Origin of the sequence: Cohaesibacter sp. ES.047 (assembly GCF_900215505.1) — a bacterium.
GTDB lineage: Bacteria > Pseudomonadota > Alphaproteobacteria > Rhizobiales > Cohaesibacteraceae > Cohaesibacter.
The window spans coordinates 2,545,996-2,562,679 of the sequence record NZ_LT907844.1; the positions used below are offsets into that span (position 1 = coordinate 2,545,996).

Sequence of the window (16,684 nt, forward strand, 5' to 3'; positions counted from 1 at the left end):
GCGTTCTGACTTTACGCAGATCGTCATTCGATAGATTGCAAGTGCTTGAAAATGCTCTCAGAGCATGCCGGGTGGTGCGCACCAGACCATCACGAAATGAACTGGGCACGAGATAAACGGGGGAGGCCAGATGAGCTGGGGGAATGTGTTGAGCACCCCAGCTTGTCTTTTTGAGTTAGCCTGTCTTATCGTGTCTTTGAGATCACCTGCGCCAACTGTTTCCCGTATTCCGAAAAGCTACCACCAATGACACTCAATCAGCCTGTATTTTCCCTGCGTTCGGCAACCCCGGAAGATGCAGGCGCAATCGCTCACCTCAAGGTCGTGTGCTGGCAACATGCCTATAAGGGCTTGCTGCCAAAGGAAAGTCTTGACCGTCTTGATGCCGAAGCGGAGATCCACCATTGGCGGGACTGGCTGGCCGATGATGGCGAGGATCTTATCGCGCGGCTGATTGCTGTTGACGGTGAACCCGTCGGCTATGGTCTGGCCGGGCCGATGCGAACAGGGGACAGGGAAGGAGAGGAGCTTGAGACCGATGCCGAGCTCTATGCTCTCTACATCCATCCCGACTATCAGCGATCAGGCCATGGTCAGCGTCTGTTTGTCGATCTCGCCGCAGCGCTCATTGCCCAGAACTATCAAGGACTTGGTCTCTGGATGGCAGCAAGAAACCATGTGGCAGAACTCTTTTTTGCCAAGATGTGCGGCGCTCAGGCCCGCAAACGGGTTGTAATCTCCCACGGACGGATTGCATTCCGTGAACAGGGATGGACCTGGGATGACCTGCGCAAGAGTCACACGCGCCTGACCACCTACATGGTTTAGGTGCCTCTTGAATCAAAACATCCCGGCGACAGGCTCACCGGGATGCATGATGGATCAATGAATGATCGAGCGTCGCTTGGCCACTCTATTCAGAGAAGCTCTTGAGATAGGCGATCACGTCGGCGCGATCCTGTTCTTTCTTGAGGCCCGCAAAGGCCATCTTGTTCTTCTTGATGAAGGCTCTCGGTTTGGTCAGATATTCGGAGATATTCTCTTCGGTCCACACAAAATCAGGTTCAGCTTCTGCTTTTTCCTGGAAGGCTTTGGAATATTTGAAATCCTCGACCGAGGCAATCTTGCGACCGACCACACCGGTCAGGATCGGGCCAACCCGGTTTTTTGCATCCTCACCAATCTGATGGCAGGCTTTGCATTTCTTGAAAACCTTTTCGCCTTTTGCTGCGTCACCATCTGCTAGCGCTGCACCGGTGGCTGTCAACAAAGCGAGCCCGGTGATTGCGATCAACTTCTTCATGGGATTGGTCCTCTCTATCATGCTGTTTGCGCCAGGTCTGGGTCTAGTCTGGACCTATAGAATGCGCATGAGACATGTCCTTTTGCGAATTTACCCGATCAAACGTTAACGACAAGGTTAGGAGCGTCGGGATTTACTCGTACCATGACTGAATTCTTAGCGAATTTGATGCATCGATGAAGCATCTTTTTCATCAAAAATTAAGCCAAATTGTCGCAGTTGCCCCGTTCGTGAGAACCAAACAACTTGGAATCGTTGAAAAATAGGATAGCCCCGCCAATCATGATTGCAAGGGCGAATGGACGTTTTAACTTCGCCCAAAAGGCGGTGCGGCTTCTCTGCATCAGGATGTATGCGGGGGGCTTGGTGGTAAAAAGACAAAGAAAACTCTATGGTTTAAGGGGATTTTATGAATCAGTGTCGATAATTCTGTCTTGAGAGCACAGATGAGGCCAACAATCATGACTGCGTTGCCTAGGACACTGCCAATCAGTCTAGACACGATCTTCGAAGAAATGAGCGACGGCGTGATCATCATTGACCCCGCCGGTCAGGTTCAGTATCGCAACAAGGCCATCAACGATCTTCCTTCTGGTCTGGAAGAGCGGATCCTGTCCTTTTGTTCTATGCACAAATGTGGGTGCGGTAGAAATCTCTCCGACGAATTGTTCGATCTGGCCTCCATGAGCGGCTGGAGTGTTTCCTGCCATGCTTACGGCGACAACAACTTGCTGCTCGTCAAGTATGATAATCTGCTGGGGCGACGCATTCAGTCTCTGAGAGACGACTTCTCCGAGCGAGTCTCCAACGGCGTAAAGCCTGATCGGGCTGCGCTCGATACATTGCGCAAGCATCTCGATGTACGCTGGATCACCCTTGGTGGGCTGGATGCAGGCTCTCATTCGCTGCGCTTCAACGAAGCCTATGATGGACAGTCCCTGTCGTCCGGTATGATGCCGACGCTGCGCTGCCGGGACGACTTCAAGCCTTGCAGCCAGATCATGGTGGGCACGGAACTTGAGACCTATCTTACCAATAGTAGTGAGGTCAGAGCCGCAGGGCTGGAGCATGTGCTCGGCATGGGATTGAAGAACTCCTTCAACGAATGTGTTGGTTATGCGCTTGTCGCGAATGATCATGCGATGGAGGATCTCAAGGATGTTGTCACCCTGATGCGGGAGCTGGCGCTGCTGTACGGCCTCTATATCGAGGTTGGATCCGCCAGAACCGAAGCGCTAAGAGCGACAGAGGATGCCAACACCGACGTTATAACCGAACAGGGCAATCGCAGGGCTTTCGAGAATTTCATCAAGGAATGCCTTTCTGACATGCAGAACGAGGTGCAGGACGGGGGCGAGCTTTCGATGTTCGATCCCAAGGCCATGCGGAACTCGGCCATCATGATCATCGATTTTGACGGCTTCAAGCGGATCAATGACACACTGGGGCACAGTGAGGGCGATCGCGCGTTGCGTCTTGTCGCAGAAGAACTCAGCCGTATTTCTGCCGATAACCGTGTCTTTCGTTTGGGGGGAGACGAGTTCGTTCAGGTCTTCCCAAGGGCGGGCAGCCTTGATGCCGAAGATCTGCGGGAGCAGGTGAACCTCATTGAACAGCGCATCGCCGAGCAGGGCTTCTCCGAGCTTGGTCTGAGCATTGGTGTCGTGCATTTCTTTGAATCCGACGGCAGCCTCGCATCGCTGATGGCTCTGGCCGATGCGCGCATGTATCACGACAAGCGCCTGCGCACGCTCGCTTTCCTCTAAAGCGTGTCGCAGTTAATGAGATTCAGGATTCCCATTTTTTGCCAATTGTGATTCCCTTTGAGAAAAGGGGATCATCATGGGCAAATCACTTCCTATTGCATTGCGCGAACGTGTTGCTTCATTTGTTGATGCCGGTCATTCGCATCGGGCGGCCGCCAGCCATTTCCGCGTGTCACCACGGTTTGTCAATAACCTGATGCTTCTCAAGAAAGAGACGGGTTCTGTGCAGCCTCGCAAGCAAGGCCGACCAGACAAAGGCAAGTTGGGTGTGCATCATGAATGGATCACAAGGCGCATGTCTGAGAATGGCGATCTGACGCTTGATGAGCTTTGTCTGGAATTGGCTGAACGCGGGGTCCATGTGCATCGCTCTAGCGTTGGGCGCGTGCTTCACAGGCTCGGCCTGAGCCATAAAAAAAAGTCTGGTAGCCACTGAACAGCTACGGGCCGCGATTGCTCATGATCGGTATGTATGGATCAATCAGCGCCGGCCTTTCTTCAACAAAGCATTGTCCCGATTGATCTTTATCGATGAGACATCAACCAACACGAAGCTGACCAAACGGTCTGGATGGTCACCAAAAGGACAGCGCTATCGCGCTCACGCTTCTTTTGGTCATTGGAAATCCCAGACCTTCATCGCTGGTTTGAGATCCCGTGGGATGGTTGCGCCCTGGATCGTCAATGCTCCGATGAACCGACGTATCTTTGAAACTTGGATTGAAACTCAACTACTGCCGACCCTGTCAGCTGGCGACATCGTCATCCTCGATAATGTCGCCTTCCACAAAAGTGAGAAAGCTCAAAAGCTCGTCAGATCAAAGGGAGCATGGCTGCTGTTTCTTCCGCCATATTCACCGGACCTCAATCCCATCGAAATGGCATATTCCAAACTCAAGACACTGCTGCGCAAGCGAGCAGCCAGAAGCTTCGATACAATCTCAGACGCGATCGGTGACATTTGTGACCTCTATTCTGCCAAGGAGTGTCTGAACGACTTCAAAGCTGCCGGGTATGAGGTTAATTAATTGCGATATGCTTTAGCGCGTCATCATCCCGTCCAGTTCCGCGCTGTTGCCGTTGCAACCGTGGTTTTCCTCCAGGTCGTTCTCAAAATCCCTTTCAGATCGAAAAAAAAGGGCCCCCGAAAAGGGAGCCCAAGGTGCAAGATCCGTCTTCGGGATCCTACTCTCTCACCTGCAGAGATAGCTTTGCTTGCAGCGTCAGATCACGACCACCTTGGTTCCGACGCCAACGCGTTGATAAAGGTCCATGACATCTTCGTTGCGCATACGGATGCAGCCGGAACTGACCGCATGACCGATGGACCACGGCTCGTTCGAGCCATGAATGCGATAAAGGGTCGATCCCAGATAGAGCGCGCGAGCCCCAAGAGGATTGCGCGGTCCCCCTTCCATATAGGCGGGCAGGCCCGGCTGGCGGGCACGCATTTCTGCCGGAGGACGCCAGGAAGGCCACTCGGCCTTGCGGGTTACCTTGTGCGTTCCGGCCCATGAGAACCCGGGGCGACCGACGCCGACGCCATACCGGCGCGCGGTGCCGTCCGGTTCAACCAGATAGAGGTAACGCTCGTTGGTGTTCACGATGACGGTGCCAGCCCGATGCGGACCGGCATAATCGACGACAGTTGGCAAAAAGCGCGGATCAATGCCGCGGACGCGTTGCTTCCGCTGCTTGGCAGATGCGGCATGGGTCCGGCCCTGATTGGGCGCTGGTGCCAGACGGCTGAAATCGACTCTTGGTCGGGCATCACGTGGGACAGCCCTGTGTGTACCCGGACGCAATTGCATGACCCATGGTTGGATCTGATCAGCTTTGAGCATCACGGGAGGAGGCGGGGCATAACGCAATGAACTGGCACCCGCCGGGGCAACATAAGACCCGGTGGTAACGAGAGCACTCGTGCACAGACAAAATAACAAACGCTTCATCGACATACTCACAACACAGAATCGACGACTGGGCTCATGGACATTGAGCCCAACTGAAACAACACTTTCGAAATGCCCTCCCATGCCCAATACACGGCCGGGATCTACGCATTTCCTCGTCCCCATGGTAGGCTGGAAACAAATCGAAAAGGTTAATGAAAACTTGCAAAGCCGCCGAATTGGAGTCAGCGTTAAAAATTGGTTAGCGGTGCCGACTTATCCTTAAAACTTTGATAATATCAGCTCCGCCCGACTCTCAGGTCAGACAGTCTTGCGTGAAAAGCAGAGGGTAGGAGGAAAGGAGAGGATAGGAGATCAGTGTCCGACAACCTTCTTGGCATAATGCAACAGCTTCGGTGTCAGCGGATGGATCTGCTTTTGTGTCATTCCCGGCTTCACGGACGGACTGTAGAGCATGTTGAGGATCAACCGGTCATACTTGGTGAACGCATCATAAGTCGTCAGATCGTTGAACACCGAGTAGCTCAGGCTGGCATCGTCATTGACCGGACCCAGTCCCTGAAGAATTTCCTCCACCATGCAGCGCCGGAACAACGACAGCCCCTGATCGGACACGATCACGGCGTCTGACCTCAGGATCCCCGATCGTCTGGATAGCACCCGGACGATGCATTGGCCGGGAACAGCCATATTGGGATCATGAAAGACCTCATCCTGCACGGTGCGCTGGTAGTTGGCGGAATCCACGATATAGATCCGGAAATTGGCTTCCTTGGGCGTGCGGGCAAGGTGCAATTGCAGGCCGGGGATCTTGCTCGGCAATCCCCTCACGAACGAGCGCACGGTCTTTAGGCGGTTGAGTTTGGCGCGATTGTCGATCCAGACCTTGACCGGTTTCACATATTTTTTCACCCGATTGGTCTGTGTCCCCCAACTCAGGGATTTGATTTCGGCACCAAAGACGGTCTTGTAAAATCCATCAATGACATCTTTGTCACTGAAACTGTTCGCCGACGCGGGTCCCGTCAGGATCGCCAACAACAGGGTCAGCGATATGAGGACCACAAAACCGAATGAACTGACATCGCATTTGGGATAGTCCAGTTGCTGCGCGTGCGCTCGGGCCTTGAGCAACCGTGCTCCATAAGGGCGTGTCTGTCGCAGGGGGATGCCGGCAGGCTGACAGATCGGGGCTTTTTTCACGTTTATGGGTCCTGCAGTGTTGCTCGAAGACAGGCATGGGAAGCGGGCTCAGTCAGAACCGGCAGATTCAACAGACCAACAATGCGCATAATGGGCATGCGCGTCAATCGGCCACGCGATGGCAACTTCACATGATCGGTTCTCTCCCCGTTCAATTTTGCGCGGAGCTAAGGAAATTATGCGACAACAAATCGGAACGGACATGTTCATTTTTTTGAAAACACAAACCTATTTTTAACGAAAGCGAGCCTATGGTCATCCTAAATTTGTGCCGTTAGCTAATGCCAATTTGTTACGTAGGTATTTCGGAACATCCGGCAATGATAATCGGCCTATGACATTCAAGGTTCAGGAGTAGAATGGGAATGGCACTGGCGACGAAACCATTTCGGATTGAGCAGATTCTGGGCAACGAATCGTCCAGACAGCCCCAAGCAGCTAATGGCTCAATGTCCGGGGGGCAGTATCAGGACATCATGACGGAGCTGGCAGCTCTCAAGAGCATGATGGCCCCGGCTCAGGACCTCAACGAGAACATCGTTGAGAGCTATCGCGCCGAAATGAGCGAAGCGTTGAAGCTCAAGAAGGAGATGGACGAGATCTATCAGGCCATCGCCGAGACAAAGCGCGAGATTGCCACCCTTCATGTCAACGGTCTTCATTCGGCGGAAATGAACCGTGTCACGGATGAACTCGATGCCATCGTGCAGGGCACGGAACAGGCAACCGAGCAGATCCTCGCTTCCGCAGAGATCATCGACGAGAATGCGTCAAAGCTTTCCAAAGTCCTGACCGGTGAAGAAGATCAGTGGACCCACGATATTCAGGAAAGCGTGGTTTCAGTCTTCGAAGCCTGTAACTTTCAGGATCTGACCGGGCAGCGCATCACCAAGGTGGTCAACGTCTTGCGGTTTATCGAAGGCCGCATCGTCAACATGATGGACATCTGGGGCGGCATCGATCACTTCAAGGAAATCGAAGTCGAAAATCCAATGGAAAAACAAGGCGATGCAGCGCTTCTGAACGGTCCCGCCCTCGACAACGAGGAAGGTGTTGCCAGCCAGGACGACATCGACGCCCTGTTCGACTAAGCTTTTTGCGCAAGCAAAAAGCTTTGCTCGCTTCCCACATACACAGACCCATCAGCGGCAGGTGTCTTCTCACAGAAGGCACCGAGAGCCTGCGCAAGCAAAAAGCTTAGCTCACTCCCCACACGCAAAATGCTATCAGCGGCAGGTGTCTTCCTTCCGGAAGGCACCGAGAGCCTTGCGTGAGCAAAAAGCTTAGCTCACTCCCCACACGCACAGCCCCATCAGCGGCAGGTGTCTTCCCCCGGAAAGCACTGAGAGCCTGCGTAGCAAAGAGCTTTGCAAATAACCCGAAAGCACCGACACGCTGCTTGTCAAAGGCCTGTGGGTTTTATTGACTCATTAACGAATCTCAACTAGAACAAAATAAGAACAATTATCGGTTCGAGGTAGCGAAATGGCGGATATGAACAAGCGGGACGGATTGATTATCGGCGAAGACGGTCTGGCACGTTGTTGGTGGCACGGCGGTAAGCCTGACTATCAGGACTATCATGACCGGGAATGGGGCAGGCCGGTGGCCGACGACCGAACCCTGTTTGAGAAAATCTGTCTCGAGGGATTTCAGGCAGGCCTCAGCTGGTACACGATCCTGCGCAAACGGGAGAATTTCCGAGCCGCCTTTGCCAATTTCGACATGGACAAGGTCGCTGCCTTTACCGAAGAAGACGTGGAGCGCTGCCTCGCGGATGCCGGGATCGTCCGGCACCGCGCCAAGATAGAAAGCACCATCAACAATGCTCAGCGCGCCAAGGAGATGCGCGCCGAATTCGGGTCACTGGCGGCCTATTTCTGGGCTCACGAACCCGGCCCCAATGATCGCCCGGACCGGCCAATCTATGAAGAGTTGATCAAACTGACCCAAACCGATATCTCCAAAGCCATTTCCAAGGATCTCAAAAAACGGGGCTGGAGCTTCGTTGGCCCGACAACGGTCTATGCCTTCATGCAGGCCATGGGGCTGGTCAATGACCATATCGAAGGCTGCATCTGCCGCGATCAGGTGGAGAAGGAGCGGTCTGATTTTCGTCGCCCCACCTGACGTCAACCGTCGCCGGGACAATTTCCGACGAGCAAACGGGCAAGGCAGGCTGTCCGTTCCTTGCGCGTATTTACAAAGCCGCTTGCCTCACGCCTTCTTGTCGGAACGATGACAGGGGCGAAAAAGTCTTGCTTCACCCTTGTCGCCTGCGGGCGGATGGGCTAGGGAAAAGGCCATAATCCTGCAACGAGCGGGATTTCCTTAACCCATTCAAATCGAAGTGACGTCCAACCATGGCAAAAGACAAGAAGCCCAACAAACTCAAGGCCCGCCTGCCGCGCGGCTTTGTGGACCGGACTGCTGACGACATTCGCGCAGCAGACGACATGATCGCCAAGATCAAGGCTGTCTACGAGCATCATGGCTTCGATCCCATCGAGACGCCTGCGTTCGAATATACCGACTGCCTTGGCAAATTTCTGCCCGATACCGACCGCCCCAATGCAGGTGTCTTCTCGCTGCTGGATGATGACGAACAATGGATGAGCCTCAGATACGATCTGACAGCGCCTCTTGCCCGTCACGTCGCGGAGAATATCAACGAAATCCAGATGCCGTTCCGCACCTATCGCGCGGGCTATGTTTACCGCAATGAGAAACCGGGACCGGGACGATTCCGCCAGTTCATGCAGTTCGATGCCGACACCGTCGGCGCGCCGGGTGTGCAAGCCGACGCCGAAATCTGCATGATGATGGCCGATACCATGGAAGCCCTCGGCATTTCGCGCGGTGACTATGTCATTCGCGTCAACAACCGCAAGGTTCTAGACGGCGTGATGGAAGAAATCGGTCTTGCCGGTGATGAGCATGCCGAAACCCGCCTCACCGTATTGCGGGCCGTCGACAAACTGGACAAGTTCGGCGCGGATGGCGTGCGGCTTCTGCTTGGCGAGGGTCGCAAGGATGAAAGCGGCGACTTCACCAAGGGCGCGGGCCTGAGCCCTGACAACGTCGAAAAGGTCATCGCCTTCACGCAAGGCACACTCGAGATGGACAACGCCGGAACGCGGGAGCTTGCCACCATGCAGGCCATCTTTGATGCCTGCGGCTATGGCAAGGACCGCATCCATATTGACCCGTCTGTCGTGCGTGGCCTCGAATATTACACCGGCCCGGTCTACGAGGCCGAGCTGCTGTTTGACGTCAAGAACGAGAAGGGCGAAGTGGTTCAGTTCGGCTCCGTCGGTGGCGGTGGTCGCTATGACGGTCTCGTCAAGCGCTTTGTCGGTCGCGATGTGCCCGCAACAGGGTGCTCCATCGGCGTGTCACGCCTCATGGCAGCGCTCAAAAACCTCGGCAAGCTCGACAATGAAGATGTGATTGCACCCGTGCTGGTCACCGTCATGGATGGCGACGTGGAAAGCCTTGGGCATTACCAGAAGATGGTGCAGGACCTGCGCGCAGAGGGCATTCGCGCCGAGATGTATCAGGGCAACTGGAAGAAATTCGGCAACCAGCTCAAATATGCCGACAAGCGCGACTGTCCGCTTGCCGTTATTCAGGGCTCCGATGAGAAGGAGAGAGGCGTCGTCCAGATCAAGGATCTGGAAGAGGGCAAGCGCCTGTCTGCGGAAATCGAGGACAACGCCACCTGGCGCGAGAGTCGTCCGGCGCAGGTGGAAGTCCCCACCGCTGACCTTATTAAGACAGTCAAAAAGATGCTGGCAGATCAGGCCGCGGATCGGGATGCTGGTCGCGCCGCTGCCAAGTAGCCCGCAATGCAGGCGCGGGCCAAAGGAGACGAGATGACACTTCTGACAGATGACATGCGCAGCGCTTTGGCGCAGCAGTTCGACGTGGCCGGAGCGACCGCCATCGATCTGCCGATCCTCTTTCACGCCGATCTGTTCCTTGATCTGGTGGGCGAGGATATCCGCCGCCGCCTTTATGTGGCACCGGACGCAAATGGCGAGAAGATGGCCTTGCGGCCTGAATTCACCATTCCCGCCTGTTTGCATCATCTGGGCACCGGTCCCATCGATCGCGCCGCGAGCTATGGATGTGTCGGCCCCGTGTTCCGCCAGCGTCCTGATGGTGTGCCCGGGGAATTCTATCAGGCCGGTATCGAGCAGATCGATCCGCAAGGCGGAGCGTCCTTTGACGCTGACAGCATCGCGCGCGCCCTCGCCATGGTCTCCAATCTGTCAGGCGCGACGCCAGCCGTGACGATCGGCGACAATGCCCTGCTTTCCGCCCTGCTGACTGCTCTTGGTACCCCTGTGGTCTGGCAGCGACGCCTTGAAGGTGCCTTTGGGGATCGCAAGGTGCTTGACCGCATGCTCGAGCGTCTCGCGAAGGGCGGCTCGGACAATGCCGATGCATCCGCCGGACTGGCGCGTATCCTTGATGGCAAGGCCGGGTCTGACGTGCGCGAGGCAGTCGAGGAAATGCTCGACATTGCCGGTTTGGACGCGATTGGTGGCCGGTCCGTTGGCGATATCGCCGAGCGCTACATGGAAAAGGCCGAACTGGCGGCCAACGCCGGTTGGGATGCCGACAAGCTTGATTTGATTGCGCGCTTTCTCGATCTTGAGGGTGTCGGCAAGCAAAGCCTTGAGCAGCTTTCAGCCTTTGACGCCGAGCAGGGTGGCCTGCTGGGAGGAGCGCTCAGCGCCTTCAATGAGCGTATGGACGCCATCCAGACGGCCGTTCCCGATGGAACAAAATTGAGGTTCAAGGCCGATTTCGGACGCCGGCTTGACTATTATTCGGGCTTCAATTTCGAGCTGCATTTCGATGGTCAGGACAAGCCCGTCGCCGGGGGCGGACGCTATGACCGCCTGCTGGGCATCCTCGCAAAGCGCGCCAGACTCAACGACGAAAATGAAATCGCCGCCGTGCCGGCCATCGGCTTCGTCGTCTGGCTGGATCGTCTTGGCGATACCAAGAGCATGGCATAGGAGAGAGCAACATGAGCAACAATCCTCTGATCATTGCGGTGCCCTCCAAAGGTCGCTTGCAGGAAAATGCCAACGCCTTTTTCGCCCGCGCCGGGCTTGATGTCGCGCGTCCGGGCGGGGCGCGCAACTACCGTGGCCATCTCAAGGGCATCGACAATGTGGAAATCGCCTTTCTGTCGGCATCGGAGATTGCCAAGGAGCTGAAAAACGGCTCGGTCCATCTGGGTGTCACCGGCGAAGATCTCATCCGCGAGCATCTGACAACGCCGGAGCGCTATATCGATCTGCTTGTCAAACTCGGGTTCGGCCATGCCAACGTCGTCATAGCCGTGCCCAAAGCGTGGATCGATGTGCGCACGATGGAGGATCTCGGCGACGTGGCCATGGATATGCCCGCGCGCTACGGCCATCGCCTGCGCATCGCGACGAAATACATCAACCTGACGCGCAGTTTCTTCGCCGAACACGGTATCGTCGATTATCGCATTGTTGAAAGTCTTGGAGCGACCGAAGGGGCGCCTGCTGCCGGATCTGCGGATATCATCGTTGATATCACCTCGTCCGGATCGACCCTTGAGGCCAACAATCTCAAGATCCTTGATGATGGGGTGATGCTGCGCTCTGAAGCGAACCTTGTCGCCTCTCTGACAGCGGATTGGTCCGATGCGGCCAAGACGGCGCTGGGTGAAATTCTCGACCGCGTTCAGGCCGAGGAAGCCGGGCGCACCCGCCGCGAGATCACCGCAGCCCATCACGATGCAGCCGCCATAAGCCAGCAGATCTGTGATGAGTTCGAGGCGAACGGCGCCTACGCGCCCTATGGACATCAGGAGCACGTGATGCGCCTGCATGCGCCGCAAGGGGCGGTCTATTCAATCGCCTGCCGTTTGCGGGCTCTGGGGGCAACCACCATCTCCGTTGGCAAACTCGATTATATTTTCCAGGCGGCCAACCCGTTGTTCGATCATCTGCTGGCCCGTCTTGAGGCCGAAAGCACCTGAGCTTCAAGCAAAAGGTGAGGGCACCAGCTTATGGCTGCCCATAGCCTTGATTTCGACTCATTGATTTGGCTTGAAAGGCCATTCACGTGCTTTCCCGTCAAGAATCACCGCGCCAAACATGAGGCCCCTGATGAGCGATCCCAAAAGCCTGACGCGCCGTAGCGCCATGATGCTGACTGCCGGAGCGCTCGCCGCGCCTGTCTTGATCCGCCCGACGATCGTCAATGCCGCCGAGCTCGATCAGGCCATCGGACAACTCATCATGATCGGCTTTACTGGTCGCAGCGCCAACGGTAAATTTGTCAAGAGCATCGCCTCGCACATTGCCAAGGGACGCGCTGCGTCGGTGGTTTATCTGGGGCGCAACATCGGCTCGAGTCGCGATGTGGCGGGCCTCAATCGTCTGTTCCACAATGCCGGCGTGAGGCACATCGCCATCGATCATGAAGGCGGTGTAGTTCAGCGGTTAAGACAGAAACACGGCTTCACCCGACTGCCATCAGCGCTCAAGGTGGCTCAGAGCCGGAGCGTTGCCAGTGCGGAAAAACTCTACGGCACCGCCGCCAAGGAGTTGTCACGCGCCGGCTTCACCTTCAATCTGGGGCCGGTCGTCGATTTGCATCGCGATTACAATCCGGTCATCGGCAAGAACCGCCGTGCCTATAGTGCCGACCCGAACACGGTCGCAGCCTATGCCGGAGCCTTCATTCGTGCCCATCGACGCCATGGTATGACCACCTCGATCAAGCATTTCCCCGGTCACGGCCTGTCGCGCTCTGACAGCCACCACGGCTTCGTGGACATTCGCGAGACATGGGATCCGCAGGAACTCAAGCCCTTCTCGCTTCTGATTCGGCAGGGATTGGCCGACGCTGTCATGAGCGGGCATCTCTTTGTCCGTGTTGGTCAGCGCGGCAATGGGGAGCTGACGACCTTTTCCCGTGCCCTGATCAAGGATGTCCTGCGCGGAGGCCTCGGCTTTGAGGGCTTGGCCATGACCGATGATCTCGACATGGGGGCCGTGCGAAAAACGGCCCCCCCACAGGAGGCCACCATTCGTGCGGTCGAGGCAGGCTATGACATGCTGCTTATGTCCAACACGGCGATGGCCAACGACGACATGCCTGCCATTGCCGTCAACTGGATCAGAAGCGCAGTGCGCGAGGGACGCATACAGGAAGGCGGGATTCTGAGCTCTGCTGCCCGTGTGCGGGCATCCCGCCGGGTCTGACCCGTTCTTCCGACCCGGTAGGCAACAATTGTTCCGGCGGCCCGCCATCGGCGTACTGCGGCAAACATGCCGTGCTATTTGGCCGTGCTATTTGCCCGTGCTATTTAAATGCGATTGAAAGTTCGCGTGACAGCACCGGATAGTGATAAACCAGCGCAGCAAACAGCGTTTCATCCACCGCATAAGGCAGGCCTGCGCGAGTCAAGGCGGCGCACTGTTCGGTTCTCTCTCTCAGACAGCCAAGGGTCAGGCCGCTGCGCGCGCCGACATCATGGGCTGTTTGCCACGACATGACACGGGTTCGGAAGCCAGCCTCGAGCACGGCAAGGGTCGCCTCGCTCGGAGAGCGCTCGCGCATGGCGGTTTTTGCACGATCGCGTCCGCCCTGAGGTGCAGGGCTGAGCTGGTCTACGGAGAAATCGCGATCGAAATCGACAGCTTCAAACATAGTCTTTCCTTCCTTGCATGTCGGTGCGCAAAAAGACGACACCTGTGACACGGTGTGGAAGGCTGGCAAAACGGGGGAAGGTATCATTCCGCTAGTTTGCGCCATCTTCGCGGTTTGCAAAGATGCCGCCACATCCCGTGTAGGTGCCACCTTGCCGCGGTCGGCAGGTTGGCGAGGGCGCCAGCCCTTCTCTAGATGATGCCGCGAACATAGGGCGAAAATGAGAGAAGTTCAAGCGGCTTGTGAATATCTTTGGTCTTGGAGCAAGATGACGGGGGCATGATAAAGGCGTCGGGGTATGGCAAAAAGAGAGGCCGCTGCGTCCAGCGACCTCTCAAGACGGTTTGCACGTGGGGACCGTCATATCGGGAAGATTGAAAGCCCGTGGTCCGACAGCACAGCTTGGGGGACAAGCACTATCGGTTTCGGCACTTCCCTTGTAATAGTATATGGAAGGAAAAATAAGAATTCTACTGAAAATAAAGCTTTACTACCTATTTAAGTGAAAAAGTGCGTATGCTGCGCTTATGATTTAGTTTAGGTGTGCATTTGAATTTTCAATCAGTCGCATTCACTGAATAAACATATTTAAATTGATCTGGTGTGCATAATATAGTTTATCCTATACTGGATCTCATCATATTATAGCATAATATGCTTTGCAGGACGAATTTTTTAAACAGAACAAGTAATGTCCAAAACTTACATTCATCGTGCGCAGGTGCAGAGTATAGCTTGCGTAGTCAAGCTTGAGAATGGCGCGGAAAAGAAAATTTGAACAAATGACCAAATTCAGGTGAAAATTTTGTTAGTTGGTGCGGAAGTTTTGTTCAATGGAATTCAAGTAGTCATGCAGCAAGCCTAGCAGCATTGTGCGATACATGACTAATACGCGAAAAACACCTGAGGAATTCTGAGAATACAGCAATGTAAAGGCTGAGCGGGGAGATTTCGATCCAGCGGGATAATAGGTCGATCAGCCCTTGATTCAGGCCAAGCGAAGTGCATGTTTGTGGCGAAGGGCGACGGATACAATCTGATCACCCCTTTCCAGCCTTTTTCCGAACGGGGATCATGCCGTGCTTTGTGCCTTGGATTTTGCTTTGTCAGAAGGCGTTGATGAAGCCATCATGGATCTTGCGGGCAGGCAGGTTATCGGCGCCATCGCCTGTCTTTCAGTTTCGGACATCTGGCCGCAAGAGGCCCATCGTTTGCAAAGCCGAGATCAGAAGGGCCCGCCGAAGATCCCGGTTGGGCTTACTTTGACGTTGACCAAGAGCTTTCCGCCGCTGTCTTCGGGATTTTTCCCCGATAACCGGCAATATGCTGGCAGGCTTCCGGACAGGCCCGATCTTGCTCGGGCCGCCAGAAGCCTCAATCTGCGGACCAACGTCATCGAAGCGGAAATCCGATCCCAGATCCGTCGGTTTTTAGCCCATTGGGGTAGCCCGCCAGCCTTTGTGCACCTCGAGCCGCCCATTCTGTTGTTTGAGGTCGCAGTCAGGGCGGTGACGGCCGCTCTCAGTCAGTTCAAGCTGCTGAAGTGTCCGATTCTGGTTGCTGAGTTGCCACGGCCTCGCGGTCTGGTCGAACGGGCAGAGCGGCGCTGGCTCTGGCGATCAGCCGAGCATGCTCGGCAGCCATGGCAGAGGCGCATGTTGCTTGAACTCAAGGATCCCGCCCGTGTGCCTCAGAAGAACAGCTGGCGCATCGATACCCGGGTCTGGACGGGGATTCGGCCAGCCGTCGACAGTCCAAGAGATCAGGCCCGGCTGGAGCGATTTGATCAGGATCCTTCTGCTCGGGTTTCGCAATATCAGTTGTTTTGCGACTGATCAGGGTCAGCAAGACACCCGATATCCGCTGGGTCGCCCGGCCGACGATACATTCAGTCTCGGTATTTTCTCTTGTTTTATCATTTATAATCGGTATTTTGTGGCTCAAAGATTCGGCTGAGCGCACACTATGGGGTTGAGAGTGATGACCCGCTCAAGGAATTCGACAAACGAGACCTCCGGCATCGCCAGCACAATCGCAGGGTCCTTGCCGACCGAACCGGTGCAAAGCGAAGCAGACGCGACCGACAATGTAGTTTTACACGGTCGCTCTTTGCCGCGTATGGAGCGCGCGGGAAAACCGCTCGATTCCTCCATTACCGAGGAACAGGTTTCTCTGTTGGTCGAAACCTTTTACGACCGCATTCGGGAGCACCCTCGTTTGTCTGTGCTGTTTGCCAAGGGGATGACGCAAAACTGGGCGGATCATCTCGACACCATGAAACGCTTCTGGCGGTCGATGTTGATGCAAACACGAGAATATGGTGGGCGACCCGTTCCGGCCCACACGCAGTTGGAGGGATTGAAGCCCGATGACTTTGCACAATGGCTAGATCTGTTTAGAAAGACCGCACGGGAGATCTGCCCACCGGCAGCCGCAGCACTATACATTGATCGCGCTGAAACAATCGCGCGCAACCTGCAGATTGCGATTTTTATGAAGGGCGAAATCGTGCCAGAAACTGCATTCGAGGGCGGTGTATTAACAAATTATTGGGAAAAACTGCTCGAAAAGTGAACAAATTGTCTTTCTCTGGACACAAATCGAATTCAGTGGATGAAATCTGATTGCTTTTGGTATAGTTTAACGTCAAATACAACCAGAATAACATCGCAACCGGAGCAATCCGTTGATGCGATAGGGCGAGTCGCTTTTCGGGGGACTAGCGGCTCGCCTCTTTTTAAAGTTGTAGTCGGTATCTTGGGAAGGCTCCAACCTGGTACAGGCCCACG

General features: G+C 55.3%; 14 protein-coding genes, 1 pseudogene and 1 riboswitch. Of the genes and pseudogenes, 11 read left to right on the forward strand and 4 right to left on the reverse strand.

Translation table 11 applies throughout. The annotated features are described in order from the left end of the window. Positions 1-246 precede the first annotated feature (246 nt). On the forward strand, positions 247-828 hold the full coding sequence (locus tag CPH65_RS11605; RefSeq protein ID WP_096173613.1) for a GNAT family N-acetyltransferase: 582 nt from the start codon (positions 247-249) through the stop codon (positions 826-828). An 85-nt stretch (positions 829-913) separates the two neighbouring features. Here the strand turns inward: CPH65_RS11605 and CPH65_RS11610 are convergent, their stop codons facing one another. Beyond that, positions 914-1,303: a cytochrome c family protein gene (locus CPH65_RS11610; RefSeq protein WP_096173614.1), complete on the reverse strand. Its 390-nt coding sequence runs from the start codon at positions 1,301-1,303 to the stop codon at positions 914-916. A 461-nt stretch (positions 1,304-1,764) separates the two neighbouring features. Between CPH65_RS11610 and CPH65_RS11615 the strand changes: the two genes are divergently transcribed. Together CPH65_RS11615 and CPH65_RS25035 are read left to right on the forward strand one after the other, a co-directional pair. Next, positions 1,765-3,069, forward strand: a complete 1,305-nt coding sequence (locus CPH65_RS11615) for a GGDEF domain-containing protein (RefSeq protein WP_157747645.1) — start codon at positions 1,765-1,767, stop codon at positions 3,067-3,069. 76 nt (positions 3,070-3,145) lie between these two features. After that, positions 3,146-4,097 (forward strand): annotated as a pseudogene (locus tag CPH65_RS25035) (IS630 family transposase). 195 nt (positions 4,098-4,292) lie between these two features. Here CPH65_RS25035 and CPH65_RS11625 read toward each other — a convergent pair. After that, the gene (locus tag CPH65_RS11625; RefSeq protein WP_096176374.1) at positions 4,293-5,021 is read right to left on the reverse strand and encodes a L,D-transpeptidase; all 729 of its coding nucleotides are present in this window, start codon (positions 5,019-5,021) and stop codon (positions 4,293-4,295) included. Between the two features lie 315 nt (positions 5,022-5,336). Next, positions 5,337-6,185, reverse strand: a complete 849-nt coding sequence (locus tag CPH65_RS11630; RefSeq protein ID WP_157747646.1) for a DUF2927 domain-containing protein — start codon at positions 6,183-6,185, stop codon at positions 5,337-5,339. Positions 6,186-6,550: 365 nt separating this feature from the next. Between CPH65_RS11630 and CPH65_RS11635 the strand changes: the two genes are divergently transcribed. From CPH65_RS11635 to CPH65_RS11660, 6 genes are all read left to right on the forward strand, one after another. Next, positions 6,551-7,276: a protein phosphatase CheZ gene (locus CPH65_RS11635; RefSeq protein ID WP_096173617.1), complete on the forward strand. Its 726-nt coding sequence runs from the start codon at positions 6,551-6,553 to the stop codon at positions 7,274-7,276. Positions 7,277-7,679: 403 nt separating this feature from the next. After that, positions 7,680-8,315 (forward strand): DNA-3-methyladenine glycosylase I, encoded by a 636-nt coding sequence (locus CPH65_RS11640; RefSeq protein WP_096176375.1) that lies wholly within the window; start codon positions 7,680-7,682, stop codon positions 8,313-8,315. Positions 8,316-8,548: 233 nt separating this feature from the next. After that, positions 8,549-10,027 (forward strand): histidine--tRNA ligase, encoded by a 1,479-nt coding sequence (gene hisS / locus CPH65_RS11645; protein WP_096173618.1) that lies wholly within the window; start codon positions 8,549-8,551, stop codon positions 10,025-10,027. Positions 10,028-10,060: 33 nt separating this feature from the next. Continuing rightward, the gene (locus CPH65_RS11650) at positions 10,061-11,215 is read left to right on the forward strand and encodes an ATP phosphoribosyltransferase regulatory subunit (protein WP_172891511.1); all 1,155 of its coding nucleotides are present in this window, start codon (positions 10,061-10,063) and stop codon (positions 11,213-11,215) included. Positions 11,216-11,226: 11 nt separating this feature from the next. After that, the gene (gene hisG / locus CPH65_RS11655) at positions 11,227-12,216 is read left to right on the forward strand and encodes an ATP phosphoribosyltransferase (protein ID WP_096173620.1); all 990 of its coding nucleotides are present in this window, start codon (positions 11,227-11,229) and stop codon (positions 12,214-12,216) included. A 130-nt stretch (positions 12,217-12,346) separates the two neighbouring features. Further along, complete coding sequence (locus CPH65_RS11660; protein ID WP_157747647.1) at positions 12,347-13,447, forward strand: glycoside hydrolase family 3 protein; 1,101 nt, start codon at positions 12,347-12,349, stop codon at positions 13,445-13,447. Between the two features lie 100 nt (positions 13,448-13,547). Here the strand turns inward: CPH65_RS11660 and CPH65_RS11665 are convergent, their stop codons facing one another. Further along, complete coding sequence (locus CPH65_RS11665; RefSeq protein WP_096173622.1) at positions 13,548-13,895, reverse strand: hypothetical protein; 348 nt, start codon at positions 13,893-13,895, stop codon at positions 13,548-13,550. A 93-nt stretch (positions 13,896-13,988) separates the two neighbouring features. Continuing rightward, positions 13,989-14,099, reverse strand: a riboswitch (SAM-I-IV-variant riboswitch). An 875-nt stretch (positions 14,100-14,974) separates the two neighbouring features. Here CPH65_RS11665 and CPH65_RS11670 point away from each other — a divergent pair. Both CPH65_RS11670 and CPH65_RS11675 read left to right on the forward strand, forming a co-directional pair. Next, positions 14,975-15,730 (forward strand): ChbG/HpnK family deacetylase, encoded by a 756-nt coding sequence (locus CPH65_RS11670; RefSeq protein WP_096173623.1) that lies wholly within the window; start codon positions 14,975-14,977, stop codon positions 15,728-15,730. Positions 15,731-15,938: 208 nt separating this feature from the next. Next, on the forward strand, positions 15,939-16,469 hold the full coding sequence (locus CPH65_RS11675; protein WP_157747648.1) for a group III truncated hemoglobin: 531 nt from the start codon (positions 15,939-15,941) through the stop codon (positions 16,467-16,469). Positions 16,470-16,684 lie beyond the last annotated feature (215 nt).

Excerpts from the sequence above, each read along its gene's own strand:
- CPH65_RS11605 (WP_096173613.1), top strand. The coding sequence starts at position 247 with ATGACACTCAATCAGCCTGTATTTTCCCTGCGTTCGGCAACCCCGGAA.
- CPH65_RS11610 (WP_096173614.1), bottom strand. The coding sequence starts at position 1,303 with ATGAAGAAGTTGATCGCAATCACCGGGCTCGCTTTGTTGACAGCCACC.
- CPH65_RS11615 (WP_157747645.1), top strand. The coding sequence starts at position 1,765 with ATGACTGCGTTGCCTAGGACACTGCCAATCAGTCTAGACACGATCTTC.
- CPH65_RS11625 (WP_096176374.1), bottom strand. The coding sequence starts at position 5,021 with ATGAAGCGTTTGTTATTTTGTCTGTGCACGAGTGCTCTCGTTACCACC.
- CPH65_RS11635 (WP_096173617.1), top strand. The coding sequence starts at position 6,551 with ATGGCACTGGCGACGAAACCATTTCGGATTGAGCAGATTCTGGGCAAC.
- CPH65_RS11640 (WP_096176375.1), top strand. The coding sequence starts at position 7,680 with ATGAACAAGCGGGACGGATTGATTATCGGCGAAGACGGTCTGGCACGT.
- hisS (WP_096173618.1), top strand. The coding sequence starts at position 8,549 with ATGGCAAAAGACAAGAAGCCCAACAAACTCAAGGCCCGCCTGCCGCGC.
- CPH65_RS11650 (WP_172891511.1), top strand. The coding sequence starts at position 10,061 with ATGACACTTCTGACAGATGACATGCGCAGCGCTTTGGCGCAGCAGTTC.
- hisG (WP_096173620.1), top strand. The coding sequence starts at position 11,227 with ATGAGCAACAATCCTCTGATCATTGCGGTGCCCTCCAAAGGTCGCTTG.
- CPH65_RS11660 (WP_157747647.1), top strand. The coding sequence starts at position 12,347 with ATGAGCGATCCCAAAAGCCTGACGCGCCGTAGCGCCATGATGCTGACT.
- CPH65_RS11665 (WP_096173622.1), bottom strand. The coding sequence starts at position 13,895 with ATGTTTGAAGCTGTCGATTTCGATCGCGATTTCTCCGTAGACCAGCTC.